The organism is Erwinia sp., assembly GCF_031978025.1.
Taxonomy (GTDB): domain Bacteria; phylum Pseudomonadota; class Gammaproteobacteria; order Enterobacterales; family Enterobacteriaceae; genus Erwinia.
In genome coordinates, this window is sequence record NZ_DALZCD010000023.1 from 1 (window position 1) to 17,844 (window position 17,844).

Here is a 17,844-nt window from a genome sequence, read left to right on the forward strand (position 1 = left end):
CGGTTAAGTCGCCTGCACGGTTTTGATTGTGAAACCTCGCCCGGTGCGAGGTTTTATTGCATTTTATCTGGAGAAGAAGTCTCACATGCAGGATTCCCTGACTTTACAACCCGTCGCACGAGTAGAAGGTACCGTTAACTTACCTGGCTCTAAAAGCGTCTCAAATCGTGCTTTGCTGCTTGCCGCACTGGCAAAAGGTACCACTCGTCTGACTAACCTGCTGGACAGCGATGATGTGCGTCATATGCTGAACGCACTGAAAGCGTTGGGCGTAAGCTATACGCTTTCAGAAAGCCGTACAGAATGTGAAGTGACGGGTCAGGGCGGCCCTCTACAATCGCCGCAGCCGCTGGAACTGTTTTTAGGCAACGCAGGAACGGCAATGCGTCCACTGGCCGCCGCGCTTTGCCTGGGGACCAACGATATTGTGCTGACTGGAGAGCCCCGGATGAAAGAGCGTCCGATCGGTCATTTGGTCGACGCCTTGCGGCAGGGCGGCGCACAGGTCGACTATCTTGAACAGCAGGATTATCCACCACTGCATATCAAAGGCGGCTTCAGCGGGGGCGAAGTTGCCGTTGACGGCAGCGTTTCCAGTCAGTTCCTGACCGCGCTGCTGATGACCGCGCCGCTGGCGCCGCAGGATACGGCCATTGCCATTAAGGGCGAACTGGTTTCAAAACCTTATATTGATATCACACTTAACCTGATGCGCGTATTCGGCGTTACAGTTGAAAATGATAACTACACCGTATTTCGCATTAAGGGCAACCAGAGCTACGTTTCACCGGGTGATTATCTGGTAGAAGGCGATGCCTCTTCCGCTTCTTATTTTCTGGCCGCGGCCGCCATTAAAGGCGGCACGGTTAAAGTCACCGGTATCGGCCGTAACAGTATGCAGGGCGATATTCGTTTTGCAGACGTGCTGGAAAAAATGGGCGCGGTTATTGAATGGGGCGACGACTATATTGCCTGTACGCGCGGCGAACTGAATGCTATCGATTTGGATATGAACCATATCCCGGATGCGGCGATGACGATTGCCACAACGGCGTTGTTTGCCAAAGGCACCACGCTGATGCGTAATATCTATAACTGGCGCGTAAAAGAAACGGACCGTCTTTCAGCAATGGCGACCGAGCTGCGTAAGGTTGGTGCTGACGTTGAAGAAGGGCATGATTTTATCCGTATCACCCCTCCGGATGCTGTTCAGTATGCCGAAATCGGCACCTACAACGATCATCGTATGGCCATGTGCTTTTCGCTGGTGGCATTGTCTGCCACCCCAGTTACTATAATTGACCCGAAATGTACGGCTAAAACTTTCCCTGATTATTTCGAGCAGTTTGCTCGCCTTAGCCAGCTGGCATAATGCCCGGGCCCGCTGCACAGCAAGGCAGCGGGTTGCGATCTGCCTCACGCTCCTGACATTGGTTTCCGATGAAATCCCGTTACAGTCATCGATTAATTTCAGGCCGTCTACGCTTAAGGGGTAACGATCGTAATCAGAGCAGCGTATAATATGCGGCGTTATTTGTCTGAGCAGGTTAAGCAGGCATCCCACCAACAGGAGAAAGACATGACGCCTATAGCCCAGGTGATCACCATTGATGGTCCAGGCGGAGCCGGTAAAGGAACCTTGTGCAAGGCAATGGCTGAGGCATTAAACTGGCATCTGTTGGATTCAGGCGCTATTTATCGCGTGTTGGCGCTGGCGGCGTTACACCATCAGGTAGATATTACGTCTGAAGAGGCGCTGGTACCCATCGCGGCACATCTTGATGTTCGCTTTGTGCCCAGTGAAGATGAGATGGAAGTGATCCTTGAGGGTGAAAACGTCTCGGGTGAAATCCGTACTCAGGATGTCAGCAATACGGCCTCTAAAGTAGCGGCTTTCCCGCGTGTACGTGAAGCGCTGTTGCGCCGTCAGCGGGGATTTCGTGAAGCGCCAGGCCTGATTGCGGATGGACGAGACATGGGGACGGTGGTTTTCCCGGATGCCCAGGTAAAGATTTTTCTGGATGCCAGCCCTGAAGAACGTGCCCATCGCCGTATGCTACAGTTGCAGGATAAGGGCTTTAGTGTTAACTTTGAACGCCTTTTATCTGAGATAAAAGAGCGAGACGATCGCGACCGTAACCGTGCTATTGCACCGTTAAGGCCGGCAGAAGACGCGCTGATGCTGGATTCGACCAGTATGTCAATCGAGCAGGTGATTGAAACGGCTCTGAATTATGCACGTGAAAAACTGTCTTTGCCGCGGTAGATCGTAAAACCGATTTTTTTAACCCTGTGATATGGACGTCACAGGGCATGTGAAACAACCCCACCCGGCAGGATGTCAGGTGGACGTTAAATTGAAGAATCCTGAAGATTATCAATATGACTGAATCTTTTGCTCAACTCTTTGAAGAGTCCCTGAAAGAAATCGAAACCCGCCCGGGTTCCATCGTTCGTGGCGTTGTTGTCTCTATCGACAAAGACGTAGTTCTGGTTGATGCGGGTCTGAAATCTGAATCTGCAATCCCTGCAGAGCAGTTCAAGAACGCAGCCGGCGAACTGGAAATCCAGGTAGGCGACGAAGTTGACGTTGCGCTGGACGCAGTAGAAGACGGCTTCGGTGAAACCCTGCTGTCCCGTGAGAAAGCTAAGCGTCACGAAGCCTGGATCACGCTGGAAAAAGCTTACGAAGATGCTGAAACTGTTACCGGTGTTATCAACGGCAAAGTGAAAGGTGGCTTCACAGTTGAGCTGAACGGTATTCGTGCGTTCCTGCCAGGTTCCCTGGTTGATGTTCGTCCAGTACGTGACACGCTGCACCTGGAAGGCAAAGAGCTTGAATTCAAAGTAATCAAGCTGGATCAGAAGCGCAACAACGTGGTGGTTTCACGTCGTGCGGTAATCGAATCCGAAAACAGCGCAGAGCGCGATCAGCTGCTGGAAAACCTGCAGGAAGGCATGGAAGTTAAAGGTATCGTTAAGAACCTGACTGACTACGGTGCATTCGTTGATCTGGGCGGCGTTGACGGCCTGCTGCACATCACTGACATGGCATGGAAACGCGTTAAGCATCCAAGCGAAATTGTCAACGTTGGCGACGAAATCACTGTTAAAGTGCTGAAGTTCGACCGCGAACGTACCCGTGTTTCTCTGGGTCTGAAACAGCTGGGCGAAGATCCATGGGTCGCAATCGCTAAGCGTTACCCGGAAGGCACCCGCCTGACTGGTCGTGTAACCAACCTGACTGACTACGGCTGCTTCGTTGAAATCGAAGAAGGCGTTGAAGGCCTGGTACACGTTTCAGAAATGGACTGGACCAACAAAAACATCCATCCGTCTAAAGTTGTTAACGTAGGCGATGTTGTTGAAGTAATGGTTCTGGACATCGACGAAGAACGTCGTCGTATCTCTCTGGGTCTGAAGCAGTGCAAATCTAACCCATGGCAGCAGTTTGCAGAAACCCACAACAAGGGCGACCGTGTTGAAGGTAAAATCAAGTCAATCACTGACTTTGGTATCTTCATCGGCCTGGACGGCGGTATCGACGGCCTGGTTCACCTGTCTGACATCTCCTGGAACGCTACCGGAGAAGAAGCTGTTCGTGAATACAAGAAAGGCGACGAAATCGCTGCTGTGGTTCTGCAGGTTGACGCAGAGCGCGAGCGTATCTCCCTGGGCGTTAAGCAGCTGGCAGAAGATCCGTTCAACAACTACATCTCTCTGAACAAGAAAGGTGCCATTGTTAACGGTAAAGTGACTGCAGTTGACGCTAAAGGTGCTACAGTTGAACTGGCAGACGGCGTTGAAGGTTACCTGCGCGCGTCTGAAGCTTCAATCGACCGTGTAGAAGACGCTACTCTGGTTCTGAACGTTGGTGACGACGTTGAAGCTAAGTTCACTGGCGTGGATCGTAAAAACCGCGTAGTGAGCCTGTCTGTTCGTGCTAAAGACCAGGCTGACGAGAAAGAAGCTATCAATACTGTTAACACCAAACAGGAAGAAGGCAACTTCTCTAACGCTATGGCTGAAGCATTCAAAGCAGCTAAAGGCGAGTAATTGCGCTTGCATCAGGGTGGCTTAGCCACCCTGAATCTGCCGTAATTGCCAAAGCTTTTCCAACAGGGATTAACCGGAGGATTTATGACCAAGTCAGAACTGATTGAAAGACTTGCTGGCCAGCACTCTCATATTCCGGCGAAAGTCGTTGAGGATGCGGTAAAAGAGATGCTGGAGCACATGGCCACCACGTTGGCCCAGGGCGAACGCATCGAAATCCGGGGCTTCGGCAGTTTTTCTTTGCATTATCGTGCACCTCGCACCGGTCGTAACCCGAAAACGGGCGACAAAGTTGAGCTGGAAGGTAAATACGTTCCGCACTTCAAACCGGGCAAGGAATTACGCGATCGCGCGAATATCTACGGCTAAAGCTTCGCATTACCACGCAATAAAACGACACCTCGGTGTCGTTTTTTTTTGCCTCCGGCATACCTGAACGATCGCTGTCAGTCAATTAAGCAGAGCGTCCTCGCAGGCTTAATCTTGTTTTCTGCAAACCAGTCAAAACTTTGCGCAGCGTTTCTGAGGTGCGGAAAATACCGGCTGCGTGCTTTGTAAGATCCCGTCACACTTCCGTTATGCACAACGGAGGTAGCAAAATGCCCTATAGCCTTAGCCGATTATCTCTATGGATGATTATTGCTGCCCTGCCGCTTTGTAGGCTACCTGCGCTGCCTGACGTGGGTACTCTCCAGCTTTTCACAGGAGTCATTGCGCTACTGTTAATCACGCGGCAATTTTGGTTGAGAGAAGCGTCCCTCGTTCTGCTGCTATTCATTTGGGCAGTCGTGCCTGCGCAAACGCTTCTGCAGCAAACAACTTTTCTGTCATCTGCACCTGTTGAAGCCGTAGTAAAAATTGAGCAGTTACAGCCTCAACGCATCAAAATTCGTATTGAAAGCGTGTCGGGAAAACAATTTTTCCCACCCGTTTACGCTCTGATCGCTACGCCTGGCAATCAGGTACTTTGCCCGGGCCAGCGTTGGCGTATGAAACTCAAACTGCGACCTGTTCATGCCCGTCTTAACGAAGGTGGCTTTGATGCACAACGTTTTGCGCTGGCTGGCAGCACACCGCTGACGGGCAAGGCGCTGGCCTGGCAGAGGGTCGATAGCCGCTGTGGCTGGCGTGAAAAAGTCATGCAGAAAAGTCGTCAATATTTTGAAGTGTTGCCCTGGCATAGCGTTCTGCTGGCACTGACCTTTGGTGAACGAAGCAAGCTTGACAGCGAAACGAAAGCCTTGCTGAGAGAAACAGGGACGGCGCATCTGATGGCCATTTCAGGGATGCATATAGGTCTGGCTGCAACAGTGGGCTGGTTGATAGCGCGGATCCTTCAACTTGGCTTTCGAGCCAGCTGGATGGGCTACCGTTTTCCCCTGTTGAGCGGCGTCGTACTGGCGCTGATCTATTGCTGGCTTGCCGGGGGCAGTCCTCCCGCGCTACGAGCAATAGTCGCGCTGCTCAGCTGGAGCCTGCTGCGTTTGAAGGGACGAAATTGTACCGGCTGGCAGGTCTGGCTACTGTGCATCGGCACTATTTTATTTTTCGATCCTTTGAGTATCCTGTCGGATAGTTTATGGCTGTCGGCGGTTGCCGTTGCCGGATTGCTTTTGTGGTATCAATGGTTCCCGCTTCCAAAACGCTTTAGTGGGAAAAAACACTGGTTGCTGTTGCAGCTGCTACATTTACAGACCGGGCTATTTTTGCTGCTGATGCCGCTACAGATTTTTATTTTTCACGGCGTAAGTATCAGCGCGCTATTCGCTAATTTGTGGGCAGTACCGGTCGTTACGCTGCTGACGGTGCCGCTAATCCTTGGTGCGGTGCTAACGCTACCTGTTGCGCCGCTGAGCCAGCTGTTTTGGTGGTTGGCCGATCGTTCTCTGGCGCTGGTGTTTTTTCCTTTACGGCAACTGCCTGATGGTTGGTTGGCTGTGAGCCAGCAGGCTTTGTGGCTAAGCCCTTTCTGCATCTTGCTGGTCGTTAGCTGGCGTTTCCACTGGTGGCGAACGTCGCCTTTTACGCTGGGCAGTTTAGGTGTGGGGCTACTGTGTTGGCAGCTGAACGTCCGGCAACCCGACTGGCGTATGGATATGCTGGATATTGGACACGGTCTGGCCGTGGTAATCTCGCAGCGTGGGAAGGCGGTTATCTATGATACCGGCAACCGGTGGGCTGGCGGTGACGCAGCATCCAGCCAGATTATTCCCTGGCTTCGCTAGCAGGGGATAAAAGTACAACATATTATTTTAAGTCACGAACACCTCGATCATACTGGCGGTCTGGAAAGTCTGCAAAAAACCTTCCCTGATGCAGTCATCCATAGCGGTTCAGGTTTACCTGGGCATATACCCTGTTATCAGGGGAGAAACTGGCGCTGGCAAACGCTAAAATTTAACGTTCTTTGGCCGGATCGGCCCCGGAAAGAAAACGGTAATAATCAGTCCTGTGTTATCAGCGTAACGGATGGGAAGTGGCGGGTTCTATTAACGGGCGATATCGAGATATCGACAGAGCACCAGCTTGTCAGACGTTATGGTGAGACGTTAAGGGCTGAGGTATTACAGGTGCCGCATCATGGTAGCAGAACGTCATCTTCGCCGCCTTTGCTAAGAAGGGTCGCGGCTCAGGCTGCGCTGGCTTCCGTTGCCCGCTACAGTGCCTGGAAACTGCCGGCGCAAAGCGTCATTACCCGCTATCTGGAGAACGATTACAGCTGGTACGACACGGCGACGGAGGGGCAAATCAGCGTGGAATTTTCTAAAGATAACTGGCGTGTTTTAAGTTTAAGAAGGCAAATAATGCCCCGTTGGTACCATCAGTGGTTTGGCGTAACACGTTATTCCAGTTAGAATGAGCGGCTATTTCAATTGGAAGCTGGTTAACACATGCATCAGGACAAAGATCTCTCCACCTGGCAAACCTTTAAACGCCTCTGGCCGATGATCAAACCCTTTAAAACGGGGCTGGCCGTCTCCTCCGTTGCTCTTATTATTAACGCAGCGGGCGACGTGCTGATGATGTCCTTACTTAAGCCGCTGCTGGACGATGGTTTTGGTAAAGCGGACTCCTCCGTACTGCTCTGGATGCCCCTCGCCGTTATCGGTTTGATGTTGGTACGCGGCGTTTCAAGCTATATTTCCAGCTACTGCATCTCCTGGGTGTCCGGCAACGTTGTGATGTCGATGCGTCGCCGTCTTTTCAGCCATATGATGGGGATGCCTGTCGCTTTCTTCGATCAGCAATCTACCGGTACGTTGCTGTCGCGCATTACTTATGATTCGGAGCAGGTTGCTTCATCCTCATCCAGCGCGCTGGTGACGGTCGTGCGCGAAGGCGCATCCATTATTGGCCTGTTTATTATGATGTTCTACTACAGCTGGCAGCTGTCGCTCATCTTAATCCTGCTGGCTCCCATCGTCTCATTTGCCATTCGCATGGTGTCGAAACGCTTTCGTAATATCAGCAAAAGTATGCAAAATACGATGGGGCAGGTGACGACCAGTGCTGAGCAAATGCTGAAAGGGCATAAAGAAGTCCTGATTTTCGGTGGACAGAAAATCGAAACCCAGCGTTTTGATCACGTCAGTAACCGGATGCGCCAGCAGGGTATGAAGCTGGTGTCCGCGTCTTCCGTGTCCGATCCTATTATTCAGCTTATCGCTTCACTGGCGCTGGCTTTTGTTCTCTATGCCGCCAGTTTTCCGAGCGTGATGTCCACCCTGTCACCGGGTACCATTACCGTGGTATTTACCTCAATGTTTGGTTTGATGCGCCCGCTGAAATCGCTGACCAACGTTAACGCTCAGTTCCAGCGCGGTATGGCCGCCTGTCAGACGCTTTTTTCCATTCTCGACAGCGAGCAGGAAGTGGATACGGGGACTCGCGTTGTTGAGCGCGCTCGTGGCGACGTAGAATTTCGCGGCGTGACCTTTACCTATCCGGGACGTGAAACGCCCGCGCTACACAACATTAACCTGTCTATTCCGGCGGGCAAAACCGTCGCGCTGGTGGGGCGTTCTGGATCGGGTAAATCGACGATTGCCAGCCTGATGACGCGTTTTTACGATATTCAACAGGGCGAAATCCTGATGGACGGGCACGATCTGCGGGAATATACGCTCAGCTCGCTGCGAAACCAGGTCGCTTTAGTTTCACAAAATGTGCATCTGTTCAACGACACGGTAGCCAACAATATTGCCTACGCGCGTAATGAGCAGTATAGCCGTGAAGATATTGAAAAAGCGGCTACGATGGCCCACGCGATGGACTTTATCAACAAAATGGATGAAGGTCTGGATACAGTCATCGGCGAAAATGGCGTGTTGCTTTCCGGCGGCCAGCGCCAGCGTATTGCTATTGCCCGCGCACTGCTGCGTGATTGTCCCATTCTCATCCTGGATGAAGCCACTTCGGCGCTGGATACCGAGTCGGAACGCGCTATTCAGTCCGCGCTGGATGAACTGCAAAAAAATCGTACTTCACTGGTTATTGCCCATCGTCTCTCCACGATTGAAAAGGCCGATGAAATCGTCGTGGTTGAAGATGGCCACATCGTTGAGCGTGGCAGTCATGCCGAGCTGCTGGCGCATAAAGGCGCCTACGCTCAGCTGCATAAGATGCAGTTTGGTCAATGATTGAACGCCTCTGGAGCGGTCGCTCCGGCCTGTGGCGGCTTTTACTGCCGCTCAGCTGGCTGTATGGGCTCATTACCAGCCTGATCCGCTTAAGCTATCGTCTGGGCTGGCGGAAGGCCTGGCGGGCACCAGTGCCGGTTGTCGTGGTCGGTAACCTGACGGCAGGCGGCAACGGCAAAACGCCGGTAGTCATCTGGCTGGTGCAGGCTTTACAGCAGCGCGGCCTGCGACCTGGGGTGGTATCAAGAGGCTACGGCGGTAAAGCAGCAGCCTATCCGCTGGTACTGGACGGCAACACGACCACTGGCGAGGCGGGCGACGAACCGGTATTGATTTATCGCCGCACCGGCGCGGCGGTGGCCGTTTCTCCACGCCGTAAAGAAGCCGTGCAGGCGCTGTTGGCGCACGGCGAGGTTGATATCATTATTACCGACGACGGCCTTCAGCATTACGCGCTGGCAAGAAATTTCGAAATAGTGGTTATCGATGGTCAGCGCCGTTTTGGCAACGGCTGGTGGTTACCCGCCGGGCCAATGCGTGAACGGGCCTCACGTCTGAAGACAGTGGATGCGGTGATTACTAACGGCGGCACTGCGCTTGTTGATGAGATAGCAATGCGCCTGACGCCGGGCCTGGCGGTTAATCTGCAAACCGGCGAAACCCGTCCTGCTGCCTCGCTTACAAACGTCGTCGCAATGGCTGGTATCGGCCATCCGCCGCGTTTTTTCGCCACGCTGCGTCAGTTGGGGATTGTCCCTGTTGAGGAAGTCTCTTTCGCCGATCACCAGGCATACAGCGAGGCGCAGCTGAGCTCGCTTGCGCTGCCAAACCAGACGTTGCTAATGACCGAAAAGGATGCGGTTAAAGTCAGCCGCTTTGCTGCCGCCAACTGGTGGTATTTGCCGGTGGACGCAGCGTTGCCGACCGACAAGGCTGACGCGCTGCTGAACTGTATTGTCGCACTTAACCCTGAATAACTCGCTAAACTAAATGCACCATGTGAATACAGGTGCATTATGTCCATTTCTCTTTCGCTGACCCAGGCCCGTCATATTCATCTTGCCGCACAGGGGTTGCTTCACGCGCCTCCGCGAAAAGCACAATTTACCGATTTGATCGCCAGCGTGCGGCAAATGTCCCTGCTGCAAATTGACACTATTCATGTCGTGGCCCGCAGTCCTTATCTGGTGTTGTTCAGTCGCCTTGGTGACTATCCCCCCGCGTGGTTAGAAGAAGCGCTGGCTACCGGCAAGCTGTTTGAATATTGGGCACATGAAGCCTGTTTTATCCCCTCTGAAGATTATCCGCTGCTGCGCTACCGTATGCTTTCGCCACAGGCCATGGGATGGAAATATAACGGCGAATGGGCCGCTTCCCGGCAGGAAGAGGTGACGCAGCTGTTGGCACATATCAAAGAGCATGGGCCGGTAAGATCGGCTGACTTTGCCGCGCCGGCAGGCCAGCCGTCCGGCTGGTGGTGCTGGAAACCGCACAAGCGCCATCTGGAAAACCTTTTTACTGCCGGGGAGTTGATGGTCATCGAGCGGCGTAACTTCCAGCGAGTATATGACCTTCGCCAGCGTGTCCTGCCAGAATGGGATGACGCACTGCACGCGCTGGAAGAGAAAGAAGCAGTCAGGCAAATGCTGGGTAACAGCGCGCAAAGCCTGGGCCTTTTTCGTGCTGACTGGCTGGCAGATTACTACCGACTGAAGCGTGCACCGGTAAAAGAGCAGCTGGCAAAGTGGCTTGATGCAGGCACAGTGGTGCCGGTTGAAGTCGAAACGTTAGGGCCATGCTACCTGCATCACTCTCAGCTGCCCATGCTGGAGCAAAAAAACCGGGCCACGCATACGGCGCTGCTGTCGCCTTTCGACCCGGTCGTATGGGATCGCAAGCGGGCGCTGGAGCTGTTTAACTTCTCCTATCGACTGGAGTGTTATACCCCGGAAGCGAAGCGGCAATACGGCTACTTTGTTTTGCCCATACTGCATCGTGGGACGCTGAAAGGGCGGCTGGATGCCAAAATGCAGCGCAAAGAAAAAATTCTGCTGGTCAAACAGCTGTGGCTGGAGCCGGGCGTCAGTCTCACCGCCGGGCTGCTGACTGATTTACAGCAGGCCATTAGTCGTTTTGCACGCTGGCAGGGGGCGCAAAAAGTGCATCTGTTGCAGCTGCCTGCGGAGCTGGCCGCAATTTGGCCAAAAGAATGGCTGCTTTAAGCCGGCAGGGAGGTTAACCGCTCAACCAAGAGCTATGATATTCTAACGGCCTGTCTGATCGGATCCACCAGGGAGACACCATGGATCATCGTTTGCTTGAAATCGTTGCTTGCCCGGTTTGCCACGGTAAGCTGTATTACAATAAAGATCGCCAGGAACTTATCTGCAAGCCTGACGGGCTGGCTTATCCGGTACGCGACGGCATTCCCGTTTTACTGGAAACCGAAGCGCGCTCGCTCACGCTGGAAGAGACGCATTCATGAGTTTTGTCGCTATTATTCCGGCGCGCTACGCTTCCACCAGGCTGCCCGGAAAACCGCTGGTTGATATCCATGGCAAGCCGATGATCGTGCACGTCATGGAGCGCGCACGTGAATCAGGTGCTGAGCGCGTTATTGTTGCTACGGATAATAACGACGTCGCTCGTGCGGTAGAAGCGGCTGGCGGCGAAGTCTGCATGACGCGTCCCGATCATCAGTCGGGCACGGAGCGCCTGGCGGAAGTGATTGAGAAATACCGTTTCCCTGACGAAACGGTGATCGTCAATGTGCAGGGCGATGAGCCGATGATCCCACCGGTCATCATTCGTCAGGTGGCCGATAACCTGGCGAAAAGCCGTGTCGGGATGGCTACGCTGGCGGTGCCTGTCGAGTCAGCAGAAGAAGCGTTTAACCCTAACGCTGTCAAGGTGGTCAGGGATGCGCAGGGCAACGCGCTCTACTTTTCGCGCGCGACCATTCCCTGGGACCGTGAGCGGTTTGCCGTCTCTCAACAAACAATTGGCGATCATTTCCTGCGCCATATCGGCATTTACGGCTATCGTGCCGGTTTTGTCCGCCGGTACATTAGCTGGGAGCCGAGTCCGCTGGAGCAGATTGAGCTGCTCGAACAGCTGCGGGTTCTGTGGTATGGCGAAAAAATTCACGTTGACGTGGCCGAGATTGTTCCGGGCGCTGGCGTTGATACGCCGGAAGATTTGGAACGCGTGCGCGCGGCCATGCAGTAAATATTTTCAGGGCCGACCACGGCCCTGTTTCTCTGCTTCTTGCTATAACCAGGAAAAAGACAGCTATCCGGCCTCGCTTGCGATTAGGAGCAGCAGATGGAACATCTTCGTTCAGAACTTTCGATAGTGCTGGGTGAGACGCTAAGCCGTCTCGAATGCATCAGTGAACAGCCTTATGCCAGTCTGTATTCGCTCTACGACGGCAAGGGGCACTCTTTGCCGCTGATGGCCAAATACTTCAATACCAAAGGGATAGCCTCGCAGGAAGCCTACAAGCTCTCCATGCTGGCGCGCGAGAGCACCGTACGCATGCCCGCGGTATATGGAATGATTGTCAGCCAGCTGCCCCCGCAGCATGAGATCCTGCTGATTGAGCGCATGGGCGGCGTTTCGGTTGAAGCACCAACCCGCACGCCGTCTCGCTGGCAGCAACTGCAGGAGCAGATCGTCGCCGCACTGCTGGCCTGGCATCGGATCGACAGCCACGGTCTGGTTGGGACAGTAGACAGCACGCAGGAGAATAACTGGCCCGCCTGGTACAAACAGCGGGTGGAAGTGCTGTGGTCAACCCTGGGCTATATGCGCCCGGAGCTGCTGACAATGGAGGATCACCGCTTTCTCTTTCGCTGCCGCCAGAATCTCTGCTCGCTTTTTACCGATTTCGACGATCCCTGCGTGCTGGTTCATGGCAACCTGTCGCTCAGCAATATGCTGAAGGAAGCCTGGAGCGACCAACTGCTGTCAATGATCAATCCCGGCAGAATGCTCTGGGCGCCGCGTGAATATGAACTTTTCCGGCTGAGCGATGAAGGTCAGGCGGAAGAGCTGCTGTTTCGCTATCTCCAGCAGGCGCCCGTGGCAGAAGGTTTTATCGCCAGGCGCTGGCTTTATACGGTGTGGGAAGAAGCGGACCGGCTGATCCACTCCGGTTGTTTCAACCGGGCCCGCTTCGACTTAGCGGCTCGCTCCCTGTTGCCCTGGCTCGAGTGAGGGCTCGGTGATTTTTTGCCATAACCGACCCAGCGTTTCATAAATGGCGCGCTCGCTGTGACCGAGCCACAGTGAGGAAGGCAGCACTTTTTCCCAGGGGTTCAGCGGGGAAGCGATCGCCAGCTGATTAGCCGGAGCGGGCAGCGGATCCAGTCCCTGCTGCTGAAAAAATACCATTGCGCGCGGCAGATGCGACGCGGAGGTAACCAGCAGGAAGGGGCGATGACCGACCACTTTTGCCACTTCTGTCGCCTCCTGGCGGGTATCACGTGGCTTATCCAGCGTAATCATGCTGCTGCGCGGTACGCCTAAAGACTGGGCCACTCTTGCTGTTACTTCCGCCGAGCTGACAGGATTACTCTGCGCGGCCGCGCCGGTAAAAATCAGCGTCGAGCCGGGATTTTCACGCCACAAGCGGATCCCTTCCACCAGCCTTGGCAAGCTATTACCAATCATATTCGATCCTGGTGCCCATTGCGGATTCCACGTATAGCCACCGCCTAACACCACGATATAATCTACCTTCTGAGTGCCATGCCACGTAGAGAAGCGGTTTTCAACAGGCGCCAGCAGACCGTCGGCGACAGGTTGGAGGCTGATCAATAACAAGATTAGCCAGGTGGAAGAGAGTATAATTCTCGCGGTTTTTTGCCAGCGGCTGCACCAGAGCAGGAAAAGTCCAACCGCCATGACTAACAACAGCAGCGGCAAGGGCAGCAGCAGGCCGCCAATCGCTTTTTTAAGCGTAAAAAGCATAAAAGTAGCTTCCTTTTGTCCGAAAAAACGCCACCCGAAAGCGAAGCAGTGACGGAAAGGTTCATTCTCCCGCAGTGTATGCCAAAATAGCCGCCGGATTCACCCTTTTGCCCAGCCCGGAGCCCGCTTATGCAGGATCGCAACTTTGATGATATCGCGGAAAAATTTTCGCAGAATATCTACGGTACCACCAAAGGCCGCATTCGCCAGGCCATTGCCTGGCAGGAGCTGGAAGCGATTCTGGCCACGCTGCCGTCCAGACCGCTGAACGTGCTGGACGCGGGCGGCGGGGAAGGCCAAATCAGCTGCGGGCTGGCCAGTCTTGGCCATCAGGTTTTGCTTTGTGATTTATCGGAAGAGATGCTGCAGCGCGCGCGCCTTAACGCCAGCGAACAAGGTGTGAGCGACCACATGGAATTCAGACAAATCAGCGCGCAGGAAGTCGGTCAGCATTTGGTTCAGCCTGTTGATCTGGTATTGTTCCACGCTGTGCTTGAATGGGTAGCCGAGCCGGAAGCGGTGCTGGCCGCGCTTTACGATACGCTGGCGCCCGGCGGCGTGCTCTCGCTGATGTTTTACAACCTCAACGGGCTGATGATGCAGACGCTGGTACTGGGCAATTTTGGCTATATGCAGGCCGATTTACGCAAGCGTAAACGTAAAACGCTGTCGCCGGATTACCCGCGCGATCCGGAGCAGGTCTACCGCTGGCTGGCTGATATCGGCTTCACGGTTGAAAGCAAAGCTGGCGTGCGCGTCTTTCACGACTATATGCGCGATAAGCACAAGCAAACAGAACGATTTGACGAGATCCTGGCGCTGGAAAAGCGCTTCTGCCGCCAGGAGCCATTTTTAAGTTTGGGTCGCTATATCCACGTAACAGCGCGGAAGCCCATAAAGGACGAAGCATGAGTGAATTTTCCCAGACAGTACCGGAGCTGGTTGCCTGGGCGCGAAAAAATGATTTTTCCGTCTCGTTGCCTACCGAACGTCTGGCTTTTTTGCTGGCGGTAGCCACGCTCAATGGCGAGCGCATGGATGGTGAGATGAGCGAGGGCGAACTGACGGATGCCTTCCGTCATGTCAGCGAAGGATTTGAACAGACCAGCGAAACCGTCAGCGTCCGCGCCAATAACGCTATTAACGATATGGTGCGCCAGCGTTTGCTTAACCGCTTTACCAGCGAGCAGGCTGAAGGGCAGGCGATTTACCGCCTGACGCCGCTCGCGATCGGCATTACCGATTACTACATTCGCCAACGTGAATTCTCAACGCTACGGCTCTCGATGCAACTTTCTATTGTGGCAAGCGAGCTGAAACGCGCGGCAGACGCGGCGGATGAAGACGGCGACGATTTTCACTGGCACCGCAACGTTTTTGCGCCCCTGAAATATTCCGTCGCCGAAATTTTTGACAGCATTGATATTACCCAGCGCATTATGGATGAGCAGCAGCAGGCGGTGAAAGACGATATCGCGCAGCTGCTCAACAAGGACTGGCGCGCGGCGATTGAAAGCTGCGAGATGTTGCTGAATGAGACTTCCGGTACGCTGCGTGAACTGCAGGATACGCTGGAAGCCGCAGGCGACAAGCTGCAGGCTAATCTGTTGCGCATCCAGGATGCCACGCTGGGCAGTCCCGACCTGGGCTTTATCGACAAGCTGGTGTTCGATCTGCAAAACAAGCTTGACCGCATTATCAGCTGGGGCCAGCAGGCGATCGATCTGTGGATTGGCTATGACCGCCACGTGCATAAATTTATCCGTACCGCGATCGATATGGATAAAAACCGTGTCTTTGCTCAACGCCTGCGCCAGTCGCTGCAACATTATTTCGACGCGCCCTGGGCACTGACCTATGCCAATGCCGAACGCCTGTTTGACGTACGAGACGAAGAACTGACGCTGCGTAACGAAGAGGTGATGGGCGAACTGCCTGCCGAACTGGAATACGAAGAGCTGAGCGAAATTCGTGAACAGCTGGCGGCCATGATTGAAGAGGCGTTGGCCATCTATAAAGCCCAGCAAAAACCGCTGAATCTGGGCGTGGTGATGCGCGACTATCTGGCGCAATATCCACGCGCCCGCCATTTTGACGTGGCGAGGATTGTCGTCGACCAGGCCGTGCGTTTAGGCGTCGCCGAAGCTGATTTTTCCGGTCTGCCCGCCGAGTGGCAGGCCATTAATGATTACGGAGCCAAGGTACAGGCGCATGTCATCGATAAATATTGAACAAGTGATGCCGGTTAAGCTGGCGATGGCGCTGGCTAACCCGCTGTTTCCCGCGCTCGACAGCCAGCTGCGTGCAGGCCGCCATATTGGTATTGAAGAGCTGGACAATCACGCTTTTCTGATGGATTACCAGGAATACCTGGAAGAATTTTATCTGCGCTATAACGTGGAACTCATCCGCGCGCCGGAAGGCTTTTTCTATCTGCGCCCTCGCTCTACCACGCTGATTGCGCGCTCGGTGCTTTCTGAACTGGATATGATGGTGGGCAAGGTGCTTTGCTGGCTTTATCTTAGCCCGGAGCGGCTGGCCAATGAGGGCATTTTCACCCAGCAGGAGCTGTACGACGAGCTGCTGACGCTGGCCGATGAAGGCAAGCTGCTTAAGCTGGTAAACCAGCGCTCCACCGGTTCAGACCTGGACCGCCAGAAGCTCCATGAAAAAATGCGTGCCTCGTTAAGCCGTCTGCGTCGTTTGGGCATGGTGTGGTTTATGGGACATGACAGCAGCAAGTTCCGCATCACCGAATCCGTGTTCCGCTTTGGCGCCGACGTGCGCAGCGGCGATGACCCTCGCGAAGCGCAGCTGAGAATGATCAGAGACGGCGAAGCGATGTTTACAGAAAGCGGTCAGGCCCGACAGAACGAAGAAGAGCACGGTAACGACGCCGGTCAGGCGGAGGAAGAAGAATGATTGAACGCGGAAAATTTCGCTCGCTAACGCTGGTCAACTGGAACGGTTTCTTTGCCCGAACGTTCGATCTGGACGAGCTGGTTACCACGCTGTCCGGCGGAAACGGCGCGGGAAAATCAACCACCATGGCCGCTTTCGTTACCGCGCTTATCCCCGATCTGACGCTGTTGCACTTCCGTAACACCACGGAGGCGGGCGCTACTTCTGGTTCGCGCGATAAAGGTCTGCACGGCAAACTTAAGCCGGGCGTCTGTTATGCGGCCCTGGATGTGGTTAACTCACTGCATCAGCGCGTTATCGTTGGGGTGCGTTTACAGCAAATTGCCGGCCGTGACCGCAAAGTGGATATCAGACCGTTCAGTATCCACGGTTTGCCCACCTCCATTAACCCGACGGAGATTCTCACCGAAACGGTCAATGCCCGTCAGGCCCGCGTGCTGCCGCTCAGCGAGCTGAAAGAGAAATTCGAAGCGATGGAGAGCGTGCAGTTTAAGCAGTTCAACTCCATCACAGAATACCACTCGATGATGTTCGATCTGGGCATTGTGGCGCGTCGCCTGCGCTCGGCAGCCGATCGCAGTAAATATTACCGCCTGATCGAAGCGTCGCTGTACGGCGGCATCTCCAGCGCGATCACGCGCTCGCTGCGTGATTACCTGCTGCCGGAAAACGGTGGCGTGCGTAAGGCTTTCCAGGATATGGAGGCGGCGCTACGCGAAAACCGGATGACGCTGGAAGCGATCCGCGTGACGCAGTCTGACCGCGATCTCTTTAAGCATTTGATCTCTGAAGCAACCAGCTATGTGGCTGCCGACTATATGCGCCATGCCAACGAGCGCCGCGTGCATCTGGACGGGGCCATGCAACAGCGCAGCGAGCTCTTTGGTAGCCGCAAGCAGCTGGCTGCCGAGCAGTATCGCCATGTAGAAATGGCGCGCGAGCTGGCAGAGCATACCGGGGCAGAAAGCGATCTGGAAACGGATTACCAGAGCGCCAGCGATCACCTTAACCTGGTGCAAACGGCTATGCGCCAGCAGGAAAAAATTGAGCGCTATGAAGGCGATATTGATGAGCTGACCTATCGTCTGGAAGAGCAGAACGAGGTCGTCGCCGAAGCGCGTGAAGTGCAGGAAGAGAACGAAGCGCGGGCGGAAGCCGCCGAACTGGAAGTGGATGAACTGAAAAGCCAGCTGGCTGATTATCAGCAGGCGCTGGACGTGCAGCAAACGCGCGCCATTCAGTACCAGCAGGC

Annotated in this window: 14 protein-coding genes and 2 pseudogenes; 15 read left to right on the forward strand and 1 reads right to left on the reverse strand. The window is 54.4% G+C overall.

The window, feature by feature from the left end; all coding sequences use genetic code 11:
- The first annotated feature begins 85 nt into the window (after positions 1–85).
- The 11 genes and pseudogenes from aroA to RTK32_RS03305 all read left to right on the forward strand — a co-directional run bounded on the left by aroA (position 86) and on the right by RTK32_RS03305 (position 12,914).
- Complete coding sequence (gene aroA, locus RTK32_RS03255) at positions 86–1,372, forward strand: 3-phosphoshikimate 1-carboxyvinyltransferase (RefSeq protein ID WP_312042079.1); 1,287 nt, start codon at positions 86–88, stop codon at positions 1,370–1,372.
- A 207-nt stretch (positions 1,373–1,579) separates the two neighbouring features.
- Positions 1,580–2,266 (forward strand): (d)CMP kinase, encoded by a 687-nt coding sequence (cmk, locus tag RTK32_RS03260; RefSeq protein WP_312042080.1) that lies wholly within the window; start codon positions 1,580–1,582, stop codon positions 2,264–2,266.
- A gap of 116 nt (positions 2,267–2,382) precedes the next feature.
- The gene (gene rpsA, locus RTK32_RS03265; RefSeq protein ID WP_312042081.1) at positions 2,383–4,056 is read left to right on the forward strand and encodes a 30S ribosomal protein S1; all 1,674 of its coding nucleotides are present in this window, start codon (positions 2,383–2,385) and stop codon (positions 4,054–4,056) included.
- A gap of 84 nt (positions 4,057–4,140) precedes the next feature.
- Complete coding sequence (gene ihfB, locus RTK32_RS03270; protein ID WP_013201528.1) at positions 4,141–4,425, forward strand: integration host factor subunit beta; 285 nt, start codon at positions 4,141–4,143, stop codon at positions 4,423–4,425.
- Between the two features lie 230 nt (positions 4,426–4,655).
- Positions 4,656–6,911, forward strand: a pseudogene (locus RTK32_RS03275) (ComEC family protein).
- A gap of 36 nt (positions 6,912–6,947) precedes the next feature.
- Entirely contained in the window at positions 6,948–8,696 is a 1,749-nt protein-coding gene (msbA, locus tag RTK32_RS03280) for a lipid A ABC transporter ATP-binding protein/permease MsbA (protein ID WP_312042082.1), read from the forward strand.
- Positions 8,693–9,673, forward strand: coding sequence for a tetraacyldisaccharide 4'-kinase (lpxK, locus tag RTK32_RS03285; protein ID WP_312042083.1), 981 nt, complete (start codon positions 8,693–8,695; stop codon positions 9,671–9,673). Before msbA ends, lpxK begins: the two co-directional genes overlap by 4 nt.
- A gap of 39 nt (positions 9,674–9,712) precedes the next feature.
- Positions 9,713–10,918, forward strand: coding sequence for a winged helix-turn-helix domain-containing protein (locus RTK32_RS03290; RefSeq protein WP_312042084.1), 1,206 nt, complete (start codon positions 9,713–9,715; stop codon positions 10,916–10,918).
- An 80-nt stretch (positions 10,919–10,998) separates the two neighbouring features.
- Positions 10,999–11,181 carry a Trm112 family protein gene (locus RTK32_RS03295; protein WP_312042085.1) on the forward strand — a complete coding sequence of 61 codons (183 nt, stop codon included), beginning with the start codon at positions 10,999–11,001 and terminating at the stop codon, positions 11,179–11,181.
- Positions 11,178–11,924 (forward strand): 3-deoxy-manno-octulosonate cytidylyltransferase, encoded by a 747-nt coding sequence (kdsB, locus tag RTK32_RS03300; protein ID WP_312042086.1) that lies wholly within the window; start codon positions 11,178–11,180, stop codon positions 11,922–11,924. The genes RTK32_RS03295 and kdsB overlap by 4 nt, the downstream gene beginning before the upstream one ends.
- Before the next feature lie 96 nt (positions 11,925–12,020).
- Complete coding sequence (locus tag RTK32_RS03305; protein ID WP_312042087.1) at positions 12,021–12,914, forward strand: YcbJ family phosphotransferase; 894 nt, start codon at positions 12,021–12,023, stop codon at positions 12,912–12,914.
- On the opposite strand, the gene elyC is transcribed toward RTK32_RS03305, so the two are convergent.
- Positions 12,879–13,670 (reverse strand): envelope biogenesis factor ElyC, encoded by a 792-nt coding sequence (elyC, locus tag RTK32_RS03310; protein ID WP_312042088.1) that lies wholly within the window; start codon positions 13,668–13,670, stop codon positions 12,879–12,881. The two genes, RTK32_RS03305 and elyC, sit on opposite strands and share 36 nt — an antisense overlap.
- Before the next feature lie 129 nt (positions 13,671–13,799).
- Between elyC and cmoM the strand changes: the two genes are divergently transcribed.
- The 4 genes and pseudogenes from cmoM to mukB form a co-directional block, all read left to right on the forward strand.
- Positions 13,800–14,582: a tRNA uridine 5-oxyacetic acid(34) methyltransferase CmoM gene (gene cmoM / locus RTK32_RS03315; RefSeq protein ID WP_312042089.1), complete on the forward strand. Its 783-nt coding sequence runs from the start codon at positions 13,800–13,802 to the stop codon at positions 14,580–14,582.
- On the forward strand, positions 14,579–15,901 hold the full coding sequence (mukF, locus tag RTK32_RS03320; RefSeq protein WP_312042090.1) for a chromosome partition protein MukF: 1,323 nt from the start codon (positions 14,579–14,581) through the stop codon (positions 15,899–15,901). The genes cmoM and mukF overlap by 4 nt, the downstream gene beginning before the upstream one ends.
- The gene (mukE, locus tag RTK32_RS03325; protein ID WP_312042091.1) at positions 15,882–16,592 is read left to right on the forward strand and encodes a chromosome partition protein MukE; all 711 of its coding nucleotides are present in this window, start codon (positions 15,882–15,884) and stop codon (positions 16,590–16,592) included. Before mukF ends, mukE begins: the two co-directional genes overlap by 20 nt.
- 56 nt (positions 16,593–16,648) lie before the next feature.
- Positions 16,649–17,844, forward strand: a pseudogene (gene mukB / locus RTK32_RS03330) (chromosome partition protein MukB); the annotation flags it as partial.

Excerpts from the sequence above, each read along its gene's own strand:
- aroA (WP_312042079.1), top strand. The coding sequence starts at position 86 with ATGCAGGATTCCCTGACTTTACAACCCGTCGCACGAGTAGAAGGTACC.
- cmk (WP_312042080.1), top strand. The coding sequence starts at position 1,580 with ATGACGCCTATAGCCCAGGTGATCACCATTGATGGTCCAGGCGGAGCC.
- rpsA (WP_312042081.1), top strand. The coding sequence starts at position 2,383 with ATGACTGAATCTTTTGCTCAACTCTTTGAAGAGTCCCTGAAAGAAATC.
- ihfB (WP_013201528.1), top strand. The coding sequence starts at position 4,141 with ATGACCAAGTCAGAACTGATTGAAAGACTTGCTGGCCAGCACTCTCAT.
- msbA (WP_312042082.1), top strand. The coding sequence starts at position 6,948 with ATGCATCAGGACAAAGATCTCTCCACCTGGCAAACCTTTAAACGCCTC.
- lpxK (WP_312042083.1), top strand. The coding sequence starts at position 8,693 with ATGATTGAACGCCTCTGGAGCGGTCGCTCCGGCCTGTGGCGGCTTTTA.
- RTK32_RS03290 (WP_312042084.1), top strand. The coding sequence starts at position 9,713 with ATGTCCATTTCTCTTTCGCTGACCCAGGCCCGTCATATTCATCTTGCC.
- RTK32_RS03295 (WP_312042085.1), top strand. The coding sequence starts at position 10,999 with ATGGATCATCGTTTGCTTGAAATCGTTGCTTGCCCGGTTTGCCACGGT.
- kdsB (WP_312042086.1), top strand. The coding sequence starts at position 11,178 with ATGAGTTTTGTCGCTATTATTCCGGCGCGCTACGCTTCCACCAGGCTG.
- RTK32_RS03305 (WP_312042087.1), top strand. The coding sequence starts at position 12,021 with ATGGAACATCTTCGTTCAGAACTTTCGATAGTGCTGGGTGAGACGCTA.
- elyC (WP_312042088.1), bottom strand. The coding sequence starts at position 13,670 with ATGCTTTTTACGCTTAAAAAAGCGATTGGCGGCCTGCTGCTGCCCTTG.
- cmoM (WP_312042089.1), top strand. The coding sequence starts at position 13,800 with ATGCAGGATCGCAACTTTGATGATATCGCGGAAAAATTTTCGCAGAAT.
- mukF (WP_312042090.1), top strand. The coding sequence starts at position 14,579 with ATGAGTGAATTTTCCCAGACAGTACCGGAGCTGGTTGCCTGGGCGCGA.
- mukE (WP_312042091.1), top strand. The coding sequence starts at position 15,882 with ATGTCATCGATAAATATTGAACAAGTGATGCCGGTTAAGCTGGCGATG.